The 17,430-nt window shown below is 50.0% G+C and carries 16 protein-coding genes; 7 read left to right on the top strand and 9 right to left on the bottom strand.

The genetic code is table 11. The features are described from left to right. The first annotated feature begins 118 nt into the window (after window positions 1-118). Both AACR41_RS15150 and AACR41_RS15145 read left to right on the top strand, forming a co-directional pair. Window positions 119-604: a J domain-containing protein gene (locus tag AACR41_RS15150; RefSeq protein WP_030005815.1), complete on the top strand. Its 486-nt coding sequence runs from the start codon at window positions 119-121 to the stop codon at window positions 602-604. Between the two features lie 85 nt (window positions 605-689). Further along, the gene (locus AACR41_RS15145) at window positions 690-965 is read left to right on the top strand and encodes a DUF3143 domain-containing protein (RefSeq protein ID WP_030005814.1); all 276 of its coding nucleotides are present in this window, start codon (window positions 690-692) and stop codon (window positions 963-965) included. On the opposite strand, the gene AACR41_RS15140 is transcribed toward AACR41_RS15145, so the two are convergent. After that, on the bottom strand, window positions 922-1,446 hold the full coding sequence (locus tag AACR41_RS15140) for an AAA family ATPase (protein ID WP_030005813.1): 525 nt from the start codon (window positions 1,444-1,446) through the stop codon (window positions 922-924). The two genes, AACR41_RS15145 and AACR41_RS15140, sit on opposite strands and share 44 nt — an antisense overlap. Before the next feature lie 130 nt (window positions 1,447-1,576). Here AACR41_RS15140 and AACR41_RS15135 point away from each other — a divergent pair, with 130 nt between their 5' ends. Both AACR41_RS15135 and AACR41_RS15130 read left to right on the top strand, forming a co-directional pair. Further along, window positions 1,577-4,012, top strand: coding sequence for an O-antigen ligase family protein (locus AACR41_RS15135; protein WP_339367645.1), 2,436 nt, complete (start codon window positions 1,577-1,579; stop codon window positions 4,010-4,012). A 38-nt stretch (window positions 4,013-4,050) separates the two neighbouring features. After that, window positions 4,051-5,283 carry an MDR family MFS transporter gene (locus tag AACR41_RS15130; RefSeq protein WP_030005810.1) on the top strand — a complete coding sequence of 411 codons (1,233 nt, stop codon included), beginning with the start codon at window positions 4,051-4,053 and terminating at the stop codon, window positions 5,281-5,283. 35 nt (window positions 5,284-5,318) lie between these two features. On the opposite strand, the gene AACR41_RS15125 is transcribed toward AACR41_RS15130, so the two are convergent. The 4 genes from AACR41_RS15125 to AACR41_RS15110 form a co-directional block, all read right to left on the bottom strand. Further along, complete coding sequence (locus tag AACR41_RS15125) at window positions 5,319-6,743, bottom strand: glycosyltransferase (protein WP_030005809.1); 1,425 nt, start codon at window positions 6,741-6,743, stop codon at window positions 5,319-5,321. A gap of 130 nt (window positions 6,744-6,873) precedes the next feature. Continuing rightward, on the bottom strand, window positions 6,874-7,455 hold the full coding sequence (locus AACR41_RS15120) for a Uma2 family endonuclease (RefSeq protein ID WP_030005808.1): 582 nt from the start codon (window positions 7,453-7,455) through the stop codon (window positions 6,874-6,876). Window positions 7,456-7,479: 24 nt separating this feature from the next. After that, a complete protein-coding gene (gene pcrA, locus AACR41_RS15115) occupies window positions 7,480-9,846 on the bottom strand; it encodes a DNA helicase PcrA (RefSeq protein WP_030005807.1) in 2,367 nt (788 codons plus the stop codon). A gap of 68 nt (window positions 9,847-9,914) precedes the next feature. Next, a complete protein-coding gene (locus AACR41_RS15110) occupies window positions 9,915-10,337 on the bottom strand; it encodes a tellurite resistance TerB family protein (protein ID WP_012306161.1) in 423 nt (140 codons plus the stop codon). Between the two features lie 242 nt (window positions 10,338-10,579). Between AACR41_RS15110 and zds the strand changes: the two genes are divergently transcribed. Continuing rightward, complete coding sequence (gene zds, locus AACR41_RS15105; RefSeq protein ID WP_030005806.1) at window positions 10,580-12,043, top strand: 9,9'-di-cis-zeta-carotene desaturase; 1,464 nt, start codon at window positions 10,580-10,582, stop codon at window positions 12,041-12,043. Window positions 12,044-12,259: 216 nt separating this feature from the next. Here zds and AACR41_RS15100 read toward each other — a convergent pair whose 3' ends face one another. The 3 genes from AACR41_RS15100 to AACR41_RS15090 all read right to left on the bottom strand — a co-directional run bounded on the left by AACR41_RS15100 (window position 12,260) and on the right by AACR41_RS15090 (window position 14,714). After that, window positions 12,260-12,403, bottom strand: coding sequence for a high light inducible protein (locus AACR41_RS15100; protein ID WP_030005805.1), 144 nt, complete (start codon window positions 12,401-12,403; stop codon window positions 12,260-12,262). A gap of 163 nt (window positions 12,404-12,566) precedes the next feature. Then, window positions 12,567-13,196 carry a precorrin-8X methylmutase gene (locus tag AACR41_RS15095; protein ID WP_030005804.1) on the bottom strand — a complete coding sequence of 210 codons (630 nt, stop codon included), beginning with the start codon at window positions 13,194-13,196 and terminating at the stop codon, window positions 12,567-12,569. Window positions 13,197-13,418: 222 nt separating this feature from the next. Next, complete coding sequence (locus tag AACR41_RS15090) at window positions 13,419-14,714, bottom strand: D-alanyl-D-alanine carboxypeptidase (protein ID WP_045441395.1); 1,296 nt, start codon at window positions 14,712-14,714, stop codon at window positions 13,419-13,421. A 146-nt stretch (window positions 14,715-14,860) separates the two neighbouring features. On the opposite strand from AACR41_RS15090, the gene plsX reads away from it, so the two are divergent. Further along, window positions 14,861-15,958, top strand: a complete 1,098-nt coding sequence (plsX, locus tag AACR41_RS15085) for a phosphate acyltransferase PlsX (protein ID WP_030005802.1) — start codon at window positions 14,861-14,863, stop codon at window positions 15,956-15,958. A gap of 50 nt (window positions 15,959-16,008) precedes the next feature. Beyond that, a complete protein-coding gene (locus tag AACR41_RS15080) occupies window positions 16,009-17,013 on the top strand; it encodes a beta-ketoacyl-ACP synthase III (RefSeq protein ID WP_030005801.1) in 1,005 nt (334 codons plus the stop codon). 33 nt (window positions 17,014-17,046) lie between these two features. On the opposite strand, the gene AACR41_RS15075 is transcribed toward AACR41_RS15080, so the two are convergent. After that, the coding region (locus AACR41_RS15075; protein ID WP_030005800.1) for a hypothetical protein at window positions 17,047-17,430 on the bottom strand (384 nt) is incomplete at its 5' end.

Here is a 17,430-nt window from a genome sequence, read left to right as displayed (position 1 = left end):
AGGGCAAGGGACAAGGGAAAATGGCGAAAGGGCGATCGCCTTTTGTCTGTTACTACCACATTACCTCTGGGGAGAGAGAACGATAAAATATGGGGCAAGTCTTTGGGGTTTGTTCACGATGGCTCGTTCTTCCCAACGGTCTCGCACCACCGAAAAAGTCCTTAGTGTCAAAACACGCATTGCCCAGAGTCATTATGGTCTTTTGGGCCTATCACCGACGGCATCACCGCTAGAAATCCGCCAACGTTACCGGGAACTTAGCAAGCAGTTTCACCCCGATACGACGGTGTTACCGGAAGCGGAAGCCACGGCAAAATTTCAACGCCTCAATGAAGCCTACGGCATTTTAAGTAGTCCGGAGCGGCGATCGCTTTACGATTTGCAGATTGGGTTTTCTCGCTATAGTGTGATCCAGCCTTTGCAAAATGAACAGGGAGAGCGTGGTTATTCAAATTCTGCCTATCTAGATCCGACGGATCGGCCCCTCTCGGCGGGGGAAATTTTCGCACTTTTTATTATGGGTTTAACTTTTGTCGGTTGTGTATTGTTGGCGATCGCCTTGGGCATAAGCCGCCAAACCCTGAACTTGGAAGGCTTATTCTAGCGTCGCGGTGCCGTTGCCAGCCAAAAGAAATTGGTAGACTGAACTGTGGCCTTTTGAGCCAAGCCAATCACCCTCTACCAAAACCATGTCCACGATGCCTTCCCTTGATAGCCCCCTCTACAACCATCCCCTCCCCAAAATTGAGCAGTGGCTCCGGGAGATGGGCTGCGAGCAAGATCCCCAAAATCTCCACTGTTGGACAGTCGGCCGCCCTGGTTGGCAAGCAGAAATTCGCCTCGAAATCGAAGAGCTGGCGGTGTCCTACCTCAAAGCGGGGGCTGATGGTTCTGACATTGAGCGTTCGTTTAAATATTCCCTTAGCCGTCGAGATATTGAAGCTGCTGTTTTTTCAGGGCCTTAAGGGTTTCTGGTTGCAAATCCGGCAGCGTAATGATTTCCAGAAAGCCTTCCTGGGCCTGGGGTGGCGCGGCTTCGAGATCGTGGATCATTTTTTCGATAATTTCTGGGGGAACCTGGCGTGATCGCCTTTGGTTGCGGGCCAAGCAAATCCCTAAAGGACAAGCGAAATACCAAGCCAGCCAATCCATGGGCGGGCATTTTTCTAAAAAATCTAATCGCCAGGGTTGATGGCAGTTGGTGGCATCATAAATGACAGGTTTTCCCTGGGCGATCGCCTGGTGCAGCCGCCGTAGCACAATCGCCTCAATGGTGGGCCAATCCCCTTGAATCCCTGGGTCGCCGTACAATTGCGCCCGAATCCCATCGGTAGAAATTAAGCAAGCCTGGGGCATACTTTGGCGCAACCACTGGGCAAAGGTGGATTTGCCAGAACCAGGGGCACCAATGAGAAAATGCGATGGGGGTTGTGCCGAGGAAAACACAATCAGTTTGAACTCATGTTTTGCGTAATATCGACGAATTAACGGGGATAGATGAAAACTTTTGCTGAGATGACAACGGGACGCTGGCTCGCCTGCGGGGGCTTGGCACTCTTGATTTTTTTTATGTTTTTTGCCGCCGAGTTATTACCTCATGGCCGCCTTCCCTTGGATCTTACTCTGGCAGGGGGGATTCTTACTGTTGGGCTTTGCCCTCTTGGTGATGCTCCGGAAATTTGAGCTGCCTTTTCGTCCCCTAGGCTATGGTTTGGATTGGGGCATTTTAGCGGTGGCGATCGCCTGCGGACTATCCACCGTATTTGCGCCGTTTAAAGGGGTTGCCCTATTTAATCTTGTCACTGTTTCCGGGTATGGCGTTGTCCTCTACGGTCTCCGGAACCTTGGCGGCCTAGGTGTTTGGACTTGGCAAAATCAATGGCGGGGCCTTGTGGGGCTGGGTTTTGGGATCAGTTTCGTGAGCCTGATTGGTTGGCTAATGGCCAATGGCGAGCTAGAACGCAACTCCATTCCCCTGGGCCATCACAACTTTATGGCGGCCTATTTCTGCCTTGTGTTGCCGATGATCTTGAGCTTTGCCCTTGCCCACCGGGGAAAAATGCGGGGTTTACTCTTGGTGCTGAGCACTCCCCTGCTTTATCTCCTCTACACTTGCTCCTCTCGGGGGGGATTTGTGGGGTTATTTTTGTGGGCGATCGCCACCATCGCCTTCGTTATTGGCCGCACAAAAGGTAAAAAACGTTTAATCTCCGGCACCATTGCCCTATTTCTGTTGGGGATCATGGTGACAGCGGGGTTACAACATCCCCGGGTGCAGCGGCTGATTCAAATTGATCTCAACGATGGCCTCCCAACGGTGCAGTTTCAGGTGGATGGGGAAACCGAAGACCGCTTGTTTATGTGGCAGGCAGGCTTAAATATTTTGCGAGATCGCCCTTTAACGGGGGTCGGCCCTGGGACTATGTCCCGGGAATATAACCTCTACCGTCCGATCAATGTCGGCTCCGGCGCCGCCCACATCCAACAACTCCACAGCAATCCGATCCAACTCCTGGGAGAACTGGGTTTAATTGGTGGGGTGGCGATCGCCTTTGTCTTGGTGCAGCTAATTCGGCTCGGTCATCGTATCCATCACCACACAGATAACCCGCAAATTAAACGTTTACTTTACGGCTTAGGGGGCGGTTGGTTTGCCTACGCCATGGCGACCCTCACCGATTACCAATTAGAAAATATCCCGATCAGCCTTACCCTGACTTTAACGATTGTGCTGCTACTGAGCGTTGCGGATCAGGTTTTACACGAAGCCACTCCCCAGCCCTTGCCCATTCCCCAGCGTCGTTTGTGGAGCTTAGGAAGCCTCGCTGGTTTTCTGGGAGCCTTGTTAGTTGCGGTGCCCTACAGTGCTGGGATGTATCTTTTTTCGCGGGGACAGACCCTCTGGGCCAATGGGCAACCGGAAGCAGCCTTTACCGCAGTGAACCGCGCCTATGCCCTCAATGGCTGGAATGTGAATTATCCCCTCCGCTTGGGCCTGTGGCTGTGGGGAACGCGCCAGGCAACGGATAACCCAGAAAGCAACCAACAAACCACAGAACTGGCGGCGGAATATTTCCTCGATGCCCACTCCCTGATCCCCAACGATTACTATGCCAACGTTAATACAGGGGTTGTGCTGCGGGAATTAGACCCAAGCTTGGCGCAACCATACTTTGAACGGGCCATCCAGTTGCTCTCACGGGAAGCAGAACCCAGCTATTTTCTCCTCGGTCAAACCTACCTCCAGGCCGATCAACGGGAAAAGGCGATCGCCGCCTTTGCGCTCCAGGGCTTAGTTGACCCCAATATCATGACCCTCGGCCAATGGGAACAAGAACCCTTTGCGGCGGTGCGGGTGGAGGCTGTCGAAGCGTCCCTCGCTTTGTACCAGGAGCTACTTGAACGTCTTGATCCCCAAGATCCTTACATCATCACCCTCCAGGAACGGATGGCTTGGTTGGCTTGGTGGCATAGTCTGCCGATTCCCCACCGGGATCATCTCAGTCAGTTTTCACCGATGGTGCAGGCATTGATTTTAGGCGATCGCCAACCCGAACAAGCCCTGAAAATTATCGACCAACAAATTGCCCAAAACCCAGACAATAATACCCGTTGGCTCATTCTCAAGGCCTGGTTTCAGCCGGACTTTAATCTAAATCTAAACCTCAAACAAGCCGATGCAGAAGACTCCCAAACCTATCTCCTGACCTCCCGCCGTGCCGAAGGGGTGACGCTCCAGGCATGGCTGAAGCAGATTGCCGAACTTGCCAAACCCGTCGGTAGTGAGCGCCTAGCCTCTCGACTGCTTTACCGTAGTGAGGATTTTGAAGCGGTGGATACGGTGTTGCGTCCCGATGATCTCCAGACGTTTCGTCTCCTGTCACTGTTGGGGCTGGGAAGTGGTTATCCCCGCACGTTCCCGGTTTTAGATCAGCTGATCAACGATGTCCGTACCGAGGCGTTGGGCCTGCCTCACCCCACTGAAAACGATTTCCAACTCAGGGAACAATAGATTTCACGGTCAACATTTAAGCGCAATTTAAAAATTTCATGGGTAATGCATCAAAAACTTGGCTGTTGGGCCTTGATCGCCAGATCTGGATCCTCGCAGCAGGCCGACTCCTTTCCCAGATTGGCACCGGGTTCACTGCCTTTTATGCGCCAATCTTTTTCGTAAATCAGGTGGGCCTATCAGCGACCCAGGTGGGCCTTGCGTTAGGGAGTGCCTCGGTTTCGGGGGTTGTGGGCCGTTTTTTAGGGGGAACAGGGGCGGATAATCCAGCCTGGGGACGCAAAAAAACGCTGCTGGCTGCCGCAGGGGTTTCGGCGATCGCCGATGTGGCTTTGGCAACGGCAGATACGTTTTGGCTGTTGGTGTTGGGAAATTTGTTAATGGGCTTGGGGATCGGTTTGTATTGGCCTGCGACAGAAACGGTGGTGGCAGATTTAACCAGCGGTAGTCAGCGCAATGAAGCCTTTGCCCTGGTGCGCCTGGCGGACAACATTGGCCTCGGTACAGGGGTGATGCTGGGGGGCTTGATCATTGCGACGATTCAAAATTATCGTTTGCTGTTTGTCCTCGATGGCATCAGTTTTGTGGTGTTTTTTGGGGTGATCTGGGTGGCGATCGCCGAAACCTACCAAAGCCATGAGGATGTCCAAGCTGAAGGTAATAGCTGGTTAACGGCCCTCCAGGATCAACGGCTGGTAATTTATATGGCGGTCAATGTGATGTTTACGCTGTATATCGCCCAGATCCAAAGCACCGCGCCCCTATACCTCACGAACTTCATTGAATTTTCTCCCCAGGTTATTAGTGGCCTGTTTGCCTGGCATATCGTGTTTGCTTCCGTCTGTCAGTTGCCCATTGCCCGGCGTTTAAATGGCTTGAGCCGACCCCATGCCCTGATGGTTTCTCTCCTGTTGTGGGGAATAGGCTTTACGGTGATGTGGGGAGCGGGTATTGGTGCAATTCCGGCATTGGTGGGAGCGATCGCCAGTTTGGGGATTTTAGCCCTAGCCACCGATGCCTATACCCCAGCCGCTTCTGCTTTAGTGGTTGATCTCGCCCCAGCCTCCCAACGGGGTGTTTACCTCGCACTGAATTCCCAATGTTGGGCCATTGGTTATTTAATTGGGCCACCGATCGGCGGTTGGGCCTTGGATCAGGTGCCGGCGATCGCCCATGGATTTTGGCTGGCGGGGGCAGTGAGTATTGTCCCTTGTCTGTTGACCTTGCGGTACCTCGAAACCCTCATCACCCACAAAAAAACGGAGGGTTAACTCCGTTCAATGGTTAATTATTTCCTGTAAATTCACTAAGTCTGAGAAACAAAACTTTCTTCTTCTCCCTGGTGGGTGGTTTTAACCCACTTGAGCCGTTTGGGGCGCACCGACATCCGGGCCGTAGTCAGGGGCATCACGACCATCCAGTGGAGCATATAAACCATCGTCAGACCACAGGCCGTAAAAATTTTCGTGACCTTCGCCCAAGTCCAGGGCAACTCGTGATAGACACGCATATTTCCCTGCACCATTGCCCAGAGGGATAGGCCAAGGGCGAGGGTCGTCATTGGCATCAGGACGGGTAAATGGCCCTTCAGTACCGCAAAAATAAAGTCAGGGATAGCCGCAGTGGGGAGCAAATATTGCATCAAAATAAAGGAAAAGAGATCGACTTTTTTACCAAAGCCGAGGCGCTTATTCGAGAAATATCGCCAATAGTCGAGGTAGCGCTGGTAACCCCCTTCGGCCCAACGGCTGCGCTGGTGCCAGAGGGCGATCGCCTTGGTAACTCCTTCTTCGTTAACAGCGGGATTAAGCAAAAAGCCAATTTTCCAATTGTCCAGGTGAAGGCGGATGGTGAGATCCAAATCATCGGTGATCGTTTCTTCGTTCCAACCACCACATTGATCCAATGCAGAACGGCGCACAAACTGACCATTGCCCCGCAGTTCACCGATGCCCCCCAGGGCAATCCGTTGTTGTTGAAAATAACTGTCGAGGATCATTTCTGTAGCTTGACCCTTCGTCCAGAAATTTAGCGGTTCATTGGCGATCGCCTTCCGGACTTGGATCGCTCCCACATTTTCATCGGCGAAGAGGGGCACCACATGGCGCAAAAATTCCGGCGGTACCGTGGCATCGGCATCAAAGACGGCAATAATTTCGCCCTGGGTTTGGGCTAGAACTTGGTTGAGGGCACCTGACTTCCCACCACCGGCATTGGGAGGGCGATGCACCACCTTTAACTGGGGGTATTCCAGGGCCAATTGATCGAGGATCTGGGGCGTTTTGTCGGTGCTGGCATCATCAATTAACCAGACCTCACATTTCGCCGTCGGGTAATCCAATTGGCAGAGATTTTTTACTAAACGCCCAATCACTGCCTCTTCGTTCTTCGCCGAGACAATGAGGGAAACGATGGGTGCAGTGGTTAAATCCTCGTCAGCTAGGGGTTGGGGTTGAGGATCAGGCTGGGCGCTAACCAAACGGATCGCCTGAATCAAAAGCAGACCCGTAGCCCCCAAAACCGCCGTTGACCCCCAGCTCACACTGTGCAGGACAAAGGCGATCGCCCAGATGAAACTGAGCATCAAGGCTGACTTTTTGCGACGCCCCCCTAATCCCTGGAAAAAATCACTCCGAAATTCCGCTTCGGCTACCTCTGGATCAGTCAGTTCATCTAAAAAAGCCCCAAGGGGATCGTGATTGTCATCGGTTTGCCAGGGTTGATTTGCCATGCGGAGATTCTCCTCTTCCAAAAAGTGCGGTTCGGGGGCTGGGGATAATTGCGTTTGCCGCTCGACATTCATGATAATCGATAGGCCTGCCCCCTTGGGGAACGGTTCTCAAGGGACTGTGTGACCATCGCTACGGAGTTGGCGCAGTGAAGGTTACTCCTTCGTAAATGTCCGTGAGGGGGGCATCAAGATCAAAGGATTCTAAATGGGCGATCGCCCCAAGCCCTTCGTAAATTTGTACTGTCCAGATGTCTTGGGTCTGTCGGCGAAAACATTGCACAAAGGGGCTTTCTGTGCCAACCAGTAAATATTCTTCTAGGCTGGGCAGGGTGCGATAGTACAAAAATTTAGCAGTTTGATCAAAACTTTTCGTCGAGGGGGAAAGCACTTCGATGATCAGTTTCGGTTTCTCCACAAACAGTTCGCTTGTGCCATCTTCTGGATCGCACGTTACCACGAGATCGGGGTAGAAAAACCGCCGACCTGTTTGTAATTTGACTTTAATATCAGCCATAAAGGTCGTACAGCCGGAGTTTCGCAGATGGCGACGCAGGAGGATGTAAAGATTCCCACTGATCAGGTTATGGTTTTTACTTGTACCTGCCATGGCGTAAACTTCACCATCGACGTATTCGTGGCGGATATCACTGGCGGCTTCAAAGGCGAGATATTCTTCTGGAGTTAGGTATGAATGGTCACTGAGGGCAATCATAATCTTTTTTAATTTGGTATCTACTTAAAGCTTTTTCATCGGGGCCACCCGGGGATCAATGATTTTTTTACCGAGATTGGGAAACTGGATCGCCAGGTTGGTCTTTTTGTCATCCCCAAAAATTTTAATCACTTCCCCTTCCCCAAAGACGTTGTGGTGGACGCGATCGCCAATGTCCCATTTTTGTTGGGCCACTTCGGTGCGGGCGGCCTGTCGTTCCCGTCTTTTTTGGGAGCGTTGCTTCTGGCTAATGGACATCATTTTGGGTTCCTGCTTCGGGGGCATTGGGGCCGGCGATCGCCCATTGGAAGTTACCAACTCCTGGGGGAGTTCCGCGAGAAATTGCGAGGCAACGGCAGGCTCTCGATAACCCCACATATACCGCTCCCTGGTATAGCTGAGGAATAATTGCTCCTGGGCGCGGGTCAGACCCACGTAACACAACCGCCGTTCTTCTTCTAAAGCAACGGGATCATTTAAGGAGCGGGTATGGGGAAATAGCCCTTGCTCTAGCCCTACCAAAAAGACCACCGGAAATTCCAAACCTTTCGCTGCGTGTAAACTCATCAAGGAAATTTTTTGAGTTTCATCGTGATCACTCTCAGAATCAGTGCTCAAAGAGGCATCTGACAAAAATGTAGTTAATGAGCTATCTTCATTTTCTTCCGCTATACTGGCAGCCTTGCCATACAGCTGGTCAATATTTCTTGTTCTTTCTTCTGCTTCACTCTGGGGAAGTTGTTTTAAAGAATCCAGATATCCTGAATTCTCCATAACATTTTCTAGAATTTTGGCAGCAGATAATTCATTCTTAAGATTCCGCATTTCTTGAATCAAGCCAACAAATTGATTGATTCTGCCAGCTGAACGACCTGCAACTGTTGCTACAGAAGTTTCATCATTGATGATTTCCCATAAAGGACAACCTAACTCTTGTGCAACATTGTTGAGGTTATCAATAGTTACTTTGCCGATACCACGTTTTGGGGTATTGATCACCCTCATGAGGCTAATTGAATCAGATGGATTTTCAATTATCTTCAAATAAGCTAAAGCGTCTTTAATTTCTTTACGGTCATAAAACTTAAACCCTCCAACAACTTGATAAGGGATATTGCATCTGTTTAAAGCTTCTTCAAAGGGGCGGGATTGGGCATTGGTGCGGTAGAGGATCGCAAAGTCGCCCCAGTCGAGTTCTGGATTCTTACGCCGCAGACCAAGGATCTGATTTAAAACAAACCGCGCTTCTTCATTTTCGTTGTCCGCCTTGTGGCAATAAATTTCTTCTCCGGCGCCCCGGGTGGCCTTGAGCACTTTATCGATGCGCTGGCTATTTTGCTCGATCAAGGCATTGGCGGCTTTCAGAATATTTTCCCGGGAGCGGTAATTTTCCTCCAACTTAACCATCGTCTGGGTCTCGTCATCGGGGAGGCGATCGCCAAAATTTTCTTGGAATTCCAGCAAGATTGTGAAATCCGCCATCCGAAATGAATAAATGGACTGGTCTGCATCCCCCACCACAAACAAAGAGCGATTATTCCAGCCCAAAGCGGCCTGGTTTGTCTCACCATTGGTACTCAGCAAACGAATGAGTTCGTACTGAATCCGGTTTGTATCCTGATACTCATCCACCAGGATATGGTGAAATTGACTGTGCCAATAACCGAGGATCGATTCATTTTGCTGGAACAGCCGCACCGGAATCAGAATTAAATCATCAAAATCGAGGGAATTATTCGCCGCCAAGGCCGTTTGATAGGCTTCATAAACCTCCGCGACCACTTTGCCTTTGTAACCCCCCTGCTGCCGGGCATAGTCATTGGGGGTAAGGCCGAGGTTTTTGGCATTACTAATCTGATAGCGGATGGTGCGGGGATTGAATTTTTTATCGTCTAGGTTCAGTTGCTGGGTGACAATGCGTTTGATCAATGTTTGGACGTCGCTATCGTCCATGATCGTGAAATTGCGCTGCCAGGTGCGGCCCCGTTCGTCCTGATATTTGTTGATGTCGTACCGGAGAATTCGCGCGCAGAGGCTGTGAAACGTGCCAATCCAGAGCTGTTTTGTCACCTGCTTGTAAACCTGCGATCGCAATTTTTTTTGCTCAAACTCCGGCAGCCCTCCCAGGGGTTTACCATGTTGCAGTTCTGCGAGCTGTTGGGCATAGAGCAGTTCTACCCGTTCTTTCATTTCGCGGGCAGCCTTGTTCGTAAAGGTGACGGCCAGAATATTCTCTGGATCAACACGGTGGTTGCGAATCAAATGGGCAATGCGAAACGTCAAGGCCCTGGTTTTGCCTGAGCCAGCCCCGGCCACCACCAGGAGTGGCCCACAAAAATGTTCAACAGCACGACGTTGGGAGGGGTTGAGTTGGGCTAACAAGTCAGACATGGAAGGTAAGGTTCACAGCACAAGGAGAGACCTTATTTTGACATACTCCCCGGCGTGGCAGGGTTCGGTTAGTTCATCTCGGCGATCGCCCCTTTGTAGAGTTTTTGGATGGACTTGATCACCCGCTGAAAAGGAGAGTTTGCGTGCTGGGACTCCGGCGCTAGAGATTGCAAGCGATTAAGCAATTTTGCCTCTTCCGTTTCAATTTGACTATCGCTATAGACCATGTGACTAACCGCATCGAGCAGTTCTTGGTATTCCGCCTCGTTGGTATGGTCATCAATATATTCTTCAACGAGACGGTAACAATCCTCTGGTTTGACGGGAACCGCCTCACATAACAAAGCCCGAATATCCGGATCTTGGGAGAGGTTTTTTTGATCCGCAATTTGGTGGAGATATTGACGTTCTTCTACCTGGATTTCGCCGTCGATCCAAGCGGCACTAAAAAGAATTTTAAAAAGTTGTTTGTTTTTATCTGCCGTCTGCATGGGGGGTCCTCCCGAATCAGTGGGGAAAGTAATGGGCCAAAACCTTCTTGATTGTCTCTACCCTAAACTCCCCGTCTTGTGACCCCGAATTTTCTGTTGAATATCTTAAACATTCTGACTTGAACTTTTCCTGAACCTGCACCGATTCAACCAGAAAGAAAGGCGATCGCCCCGAAGAGACCCCCACCAATCGTTTACAATAATTAATACTTTTTTGAGAATCAAACCGTAGGACAAAAGTAATGCGTGTAGCAATCGTTGGAGCAGGCCTCGCCGGACTCAGCACCGCCATTGAACTGGTCGATGCAGGCCATGAAGTCGAAATCTTTGAAGCTCGCCCCTTTGTCGGTGGAAAAGTCGGCAGTTGGGTTGACAAAGACGGCAATCACATCGAAATGGGCCTCCATGTCTTCTTCGGTTGCTACTACAACCTATTTGCCCTGATGGAAAAAGTCGGTGCCGGTGATAACCTCCGCCTCAAGGAACACACCCACCAATTCATTAACGAAGGGGGCAAAATTGGCGAACTCGATTTCCGTTTTCCCGTCGGTGCTCCTTTCCATGGTCTCAAAGCATTCTTTACTTCTTCTCAACTTTCGGCGATCGACAAAGCCGCCAATTCCCTAGCCCTAGGGACGAGTCCCATTGTGCGTGGCCTCGTTGATTTTGACGGAGCCATGAAAACGATCCGCGACCTCGATAAAATCAGCTTTGCCGATTGGTTCCGGAGCCATGGCGGTAATGACGGCAGTCTGAAAAAAATGTGGAATCCGATCGCCTACGCCCTTGGTTTTATCGACACCGAAAATATCTCCGCTCGCTGCATGTTGACCATCTTCATGTTCTTCGCCGCAAAAACTGAAGCCTCAGTGCTGCGGATGCTCGAAGGCTCTCCCCACGAATATCTCCACAAACCCATCGTCAACTACCTCGAAGCCCGGGGCACCAAAATTCATACCCGCCATCGGCTCACCGATATCCACTACACCCTAGAAGGACAACCCAAAATTGATGGTCTCGTCATTAACAACGGTGAAACTACCGAGACCATCACCGCCGATACCTATGTTTTTGCCCTTGATATCCCTGGTATCCAGCGCATTATTCCCGAAGCTTGGCGTCAATGGTCGGAATTTGACAACATCTACAACCTCGAAGCTGTGCCTGTCGCCACTGTGCAATTACGCTTTGACGGTTGGGTAACAGAACTCAACGACCCCGAAAAACGTAAACAACTCCAAGAAGCGGTCGGTATTGATAATCTGCTCTACACCCACCAAGCCGATTTTTCCTGTTTTGCCGATTTAGCTCTCGCCAGTCCCGCCGATTACTACAAAGAAGGTGAAGGTTCTCTTATGCAATTGGTTTTGACGCCCGGCGATCCATTTATCAAAAAGAGCAATGAAGAAATCGCCCAGCACGTCTTGGCCCAGGTACATAAACTCTTCCCTTCTTCCCGAGAGCTCAATATGACTTGGTCAAATGTCGTCAAACTCGCCCAGTCCCTTTACCGAGAAGCCCCCGGCATGGATGTGTATCGCCCAGCCCAAGCGACGCCCATCAACAATTTATTCTTAGCCGGAAGCTATACCCAGCAAGACTACATCGACAGCATGGAAGGCGCAACAATTTCCGGTCGCCAAGCAGCAGCAGCAATCCTCCGTACCGTCGAAGAACCACGCGAGAAAACCCCTGCGGTTGTGTAGGACGAAACTACTGCGGCATTATTGCAACTGAAAAAATTGTCCACCAAGCCTCCTGATACCAATTAGACGGAGGCTTTTTTTATTAATCGCGGACAACAACCATGGTGGATAATCAAAAAAAAAGAGAGGAATTCAATCCTCTCCCAGACTTTTAAGTGCTTTTTTTAACAATCAATTTGTGATAACTGATCCTGGAATGTCGTCAGTTCTCAGAAATTACATGAGGCCGAGTTGTGCCAGAATACCTTTTCCGGTTAGGAGCTCAGTCAAAAGACCGATTACGAAACCGAGCATTGCTAGGCGGCCGTTCCAGTTTTCAGCGAAGGCGCTAAAACCAAATTTGCTTTCTTGATTTTCCATAATTTATTTCCTCAGAAGAATCTTGACGTATATAGTTGTTTTCTAGTCAACCAGTTGATACTTAATTTAACAAAAGTGCAGATATCTTGCAACGTTTTGTTACTTGCTTGAAGGGGAATTTCTTTGAAGATTGACACGAAAACAGGGCTGGAACTCTTCTCCTTCAAGGGTTTTCGCCTACATCTTGTCCGTAGGCTTTCCATGACAAACTAATCAAACCATTGATAATCGCCACGGCAACGGTCGCGCCACCTTTACGACTTTGCATGCAAATGTGTGGAATCGCCGCTTCTTCTAAATACTTTTGGGGCGCTGTGCCTGTCAGAAAATTCGCAGGGGTAAAAATGACCAACGCAGGGCGAATGATGCCTTTTTTGACTAAAGTGACCAGACTAGACAGGGCGGTTTGGGATTGGCCAATGACAAAAATTGCTTCTGGATAACGGCGCGCCAGGGTTTCCATGCCCCAAGCGGTTTTTGTCTTTTCCCGCTGGGGGCGGGTGAGGGTATCGGCGCTACAGTAAACGGGATTGGCGAAGGAATTTTGAAGCTGTTCTGTGATGCCGACACGAACCATCGGAGCATCGACGATGATCGTACCGCGAGCGGCCAGGGCCGCTGCACCAGCCTGGAGGGCATGTTCTGAAAAGTGAATCAGTTGAGCATACTCAAAGTCAGCGGTACAGTAAATGACCTGACGCACAATTTCATATTCGGCAGGGGAAAAGGAGTGTTTGCCAATTTCGCGATCAATGAGGGCTAAACTTTGGGCGTCGGTCAGATGCCATTCCATCATATTTTGTACTGCCTAAGCGTTATCGGGCTCTGTTCGGTAGTCCTCCACAATTTTGACATACCCGAAAAGCCACTAGAGTAGTTCTCCGGGAAAAATTAACTTGACATTAGTTTCATTGCAAGGCGCCTAAATATCTTGATAGGTAAGTGTTTCGGCATTATTCGGACAGTTTTTTATCTCGGCTTAGAATTTTGGAAGTAATGATTGGATCTTTGGTTTTTAATTGCCTTGAATGCGTTCGGGATTGCCGAAATAGTCTGGGGGAGATTTTTGAGTTGAGTCAACGGGGGGAATTACCGGCCACTGCTCACTTAGGGTTTGTAGGAGTTGATCCTGTTGTTGTCGATAGCCGCTAACGTCCCAGGTGCCGTTATTGATAATGGCAAACCAGACATTGCCTTGGGTTTGGGTTGGCATAACCCCAGCGAGGGCACTGACTTGGTTGAGGGTGCCCGTTTTAAAGGCGATGCCTGGGGGAATGGTGCGGTTATTGACGGTGCCGCCGCGATCTTGGCCTGCAATGGGTAGGAGATCGAATACGGTAAAGGGTTGTCCTTGGAGTTTGCTGTCGATGGCTTGGAGCATTGCTACGGCAGCCCGAGGGGAAATTTTGTTTTCGACGCCGAGGCCAGATCCGTTAATGAGCTGGATTTCTGAAGTTGGTATATTTAGGCTTTGGGCAATGTCTGTTCCCATGGCTGGGCCACCGTTTAGGTTTTGGGCGATCGCCTCGGCCACAGCATTGTTGCTGTAGAGATTCATTTGTTTGAGGATGTCGGCCAGGGTTAAGGATTGATGGCTAAGGACGAGGGTTGCACCATCGGGTAGGGCTTGGCGAGTGAGGATTTTTCCGGCGATCGCCACCTGGGGACGAGACGGACGCGGTGACATCTGTTGATATTGGGTTTCGATGGCGTCGTTCCAGGCGCGTTGATCAAGGGCGAGGCGCAAACTGTCTCCAGAGGTGGCAGGCTCGGCGACATAATTCATCATGAAGTCACCGACAATAATTAAATCTCCTTCAATTTGACGAATTCCCGCTTGATTTAGGGCGTTGCCCAGGGCGATCGCCTCTTCCCAAACAAATAAAGGATCGCCACCCGCTTCAATAACCAAATCTCCCTGAACTAGACCATTAGCCACCGTCCCCGTTGTGTAAACACGGGTGCTAAAACGATGGGTCAACGGCCACTGCTCCAAGGCCGCTAGGGTCGTCGCAATTTTCGTTAGCGAGGCCGCCGACAACGGTTGATTTCCCTGGTGGCTCCCCAGGGTTGACCAGGCTGATTCTAGCCAAATGCCCTGTAACGCCGGATCTTTGCCGCCAGAATCCAATTGCGTTAAGTATCGATCCACGATGGTTTGGGTATTGGTGTCCTGTTGGTAGCGAATCTCGAAGAGGCCCGCTTCTTGCCATTGCAAGCTTGCATAGGGGGCGATCGCCAAATCCATGCCATCCCCTTGCTGAAAAAAGCCCAAAAAAACCAAAATCCCCAAAGTTAACCCATTTAACATACCGTAAACCCCCATTGATCCCCGTCAATGCAAAATCACAATCAAAATTTGGGTCAATGATATCAACATCAAAATCTTCTCAGCCGTGACTTCAGTGACCCAACAGGCTTCTGGTAATATGTTGAAGGCTTCTATTCCTGATAAAAATGTCATCGACACGCGCAAAAATAGCCGTAGACGCTATGGGGGGAGATTATGCTCCAGACGAAATCGTTGCTGGGGCGATCCGAGCCGTAGAAGAACTCAATGTAGAAGTTTTTCTAGTCGGTGACCCTGTCCGCATTCAAAAGTATTTAGACGAACATTCATCTCCAGCCAACCAGTTTCTCCATGTGGTAGAAGCCGAAGGAGTGGTGGAAATGTGCGAAGAACCCCTCGTGGCCATTCGGCGCAAGCCCAAAGCGTCAATTAATTTATCGATGCAGCTTGTCCGTAAAAAACAAGCCGATGCCGTCGTTTCAGCGGGGCATTCTGGGGCGGCGATGGCTGCGGCTCTTTTGAAATTAGGTCGCATTAAGGGCATTGATCGGCCTGCAATCGGGGCTGTATTTCCGACCTTGGATCCCGAACGCTCGGTGATCGTGCTCGACGTGGGAGCGAATGTCGATAGTCGTCCGAAATATCTGGAGCAGTTTGCCCTGATGGGGACTATTTACAGCAAGTATGTCCTGGGGAACCGGGAACCACAGGTGGGCTTATTGAATATTGGTGAGGAGCCTTCCAAGGGCAACGAACTGGCCCTAAAAACCCATGAACTATTGAGTAGTAACCCTGCAATTCCTTTCAAGGGGAACGCTGAAGGACGGGATGTGCTGTCCGGTGAGTTTGATGTGGTGGTCTGCGATGGTTTTACGGGAAATATCCTCCTAAAGTTTGCAGAATCAGTCGGCGCAGTGCTCCTACAAATCTTAAAAGAAGAATTACCCCGTGGTCTGCGGGGCAAACTTGGGGCGGCGGTATTAACTCCAAACCTGAAGCGAATTAAGCAACGCATTGATCATGCAGAACACGGTGGCGCACTGCTATTTGGAGTGGCTGGGGTGTGTATCATTAGCCATGGTAGCTCGAAGGCGCCGTCTATTTTTAATGCAATTCGTTTAGCCAAAGAAGCAATTGACAACCAGGTAATCCAACGGATTCAAAATTACACGGAGGAACACCAAGCTCTGCTTGAGCAGCAAACGAACTCCACCACCACACTCTCTGAAGTGGCATCCAGTGCCATGATAGAAAAAAGCGAGTGAATGAATTACTATCAGATGAATCATCTCCGAGGAAGGAAGGGAGTCGAGCATTGAAATTTGATGGGGCAGGTATTGCCATTACAGGAAGTGGCTCTGCCACACCAAAAGCAGTCATCCATAATGATGATCTGAGTCAGTTGGTAGAGACTTCAGACGAGTGGATTCGCACGAGAACGGGGATCGCAAATCGTCATTTACTTCCAGAAGATAGTAGTTTGAGTGAACTGGCGGCAGAGGCGGCAAAAAAGGCGATCGCCGCGGCCCATTTACACCCAGAAGAAATTGATTTGATTATCCTGGCGACCTCCACACCGGATGATTTGTTTGGCAGTGCCGGGAAAGTGCAGCAGTTGATCGGCGCGAAAAATGCCACCGCCTTTGATCTGACGGCGGCCTGTTCTGGCTTTGTCTTTGGCTTAGTCACCGCAGCCCAATATCTCCGCACAGGCACCTTTCAAAAAATTGTTGTGATTGGTGCCGATGTGTTGTCCCGGTGGGTGGATTGGGGCGATCGCACCACCTGTGTGTTATTCGGCGATGGCGCTGGGGCCGTGGTCTGTCAGAGCAGCCCCCAGGATCAGTTGCTCGGCTTTGAAATGTACAGCGACGGTAGCCAAAATGAATGCTTGAATCTTGCCTACGGCGGGCATCCCAAATATTTAATCCATGATGTGTCAATTCAAAAAGGTGGCTATCGAGCAATCACCATGAATGGGCGCGAGGTCTATCGGTTTGCGGTGGCGAAAGTGCCGGAAGTGATTGAAAAAACCCTATTTCGGGCAGGTCTCACCACAGAAGATATTGATTGGCTCATTCTCCACCAAGCAAACCAACGAATTATTGATGCCGTGGCAAAACGCTTAAAACTGCCCTCAGAAAAGGTAATTGCCAATCTCCAGGAATATGGAAACACTTCGGCGGCTTCGATTCCCATTGCCCTCGATGAAGCGGTGCGGGCTGGAGAAATCAAACCGGGTCAAACGGTGGCCACCTCTGGCTTTGGGGCGGGCTTGTCTTGGGGATCGGCAATCTTTAAATGGGGAATGCCTCATTAGTGAAAGAAAAAGGCGATCGCCGCTTTTAAAAGATCACTTGAGTAAAAATATTACGCTTGGGCAAAACAACAAAACAAGCATACCAATGCCTAAAAAATTACCTTTGAGTGGGTTGAAATTATCCACAATTTTTTGCCATGATAATCGAAATACAACTCTGCCAAAGTACACATCCAAAGACAACATCACCATAACCCAAATCAAGCCAATGCCAGCACACTCAAGCAGATTTTGAGGCTTGATCCAAGGCAAGCAAAAGTAGGCAATCAAGGTAAAAAGAAAGATTCCTGAGCAGAGGCTAATATTTTTTCCTTTGCGGCGGCCAAACTTTTTCTGGAGATACCTAACGCGAAAATTGCCATTAATAATTTCTCCAAAAGCAATTAGACTCCCAACTAAAAAGGCTCTAAAAATCAT

It is taken from the genome of Picosynechococcus sp. NKBG042902, assembly GCF_963864045.1.
Taxonomy (GTDB): domain Bacteria; phylum Cyanobacteriota; class Cyanobacteriia; order Cyanobacteriales; family MRBY01; genus MRBY01.
The sequence above is the reverse complement of the archived record's forward strand: the minus strand, read 5'-3'. Positions and strand labels throughout refer to the sequence as shown.

Coding starts and splice junctions, on each gene's coding strand:
- AACR41_RS15150 (WP_030005815.1), top strand. CDS start 119: ATGGCTCGTTCTTCCCAACGGTCTCGCACCACCGAAAAAGTCCTTAGT.
- AACR41_RS15145 (WP_030005814.1), top strand. CDS start 690: ATGTCCACGATGCCTTCCCTTGATAGCCCCCTCTACAACCATCCCCTC.
- AACR41_RS15130 (WP_030005810.1), top strand. CDS start 4,051: ATGGGTAATGCATCAAAAACTTGGCTGTTGGGCCTTGATCGCCAGATC.
- AACR41_RS15125 (WP_030005809.1), bottom strand. CDS start 6,743: ATGGCAAATCAACCCTGGCAAACCGATGACAATCACGATCCCCTTGGG.
- AACR41_RS15120 (WP_030005808.1), bottom strand. CDS start 7,455: ATGATTGCCCTCAGTGACCATTCATACCTAACTCCAGAAGAATATCTC.
- pcrA (WP_030005807.1), bottom strand. CDS start 9,846: ATGTCTGACTTGTTAGCCCAACTCAACCCCTCCCAACGTCGTGCTGTT.
- AACR41_RS15110 (WP_012306161.1), bottom strand. CDS start 10,337: ATGCAGACGGCAGATAAAAACAAACAACTTTTTAAAATTCTTTTTAGT.
- zds (WP_030005806.1), top strand. CDS start 10,580: ATGCGTGTAGCAATCGTTGGAGCAGGCCTCGCCGGACTCAGCACCGCC.
- AACR41_RS15100 (WP_030005805.1), bottom strand. CDS start 12,403: ATGGAAAATCAAGAAAGCAAATTTGGTTTTAGCGCCTTCGCTGAAAAC.
- AACR41_RS15095 (WP_030005804.1), bottom strand. CDS start 13,196: ATGGAATGGCATCTGACCGACGCCCAAAGTTTAGCCCTCATTGATCGC.
- AACR41_RS15090 (WP_045441395.1), bottom strand. CDS start 14,714: ATGTTAAATGGGTTAACTTTGGGGATTTTGGTTTTTTTGGGCTTTTTT.
- plsX (WP_030005802.1), top strand. CDS start 14,861: ATGTCATCGACACGCGCAAAAATAGCCGTAGACGCTATGGGGGGAGAT.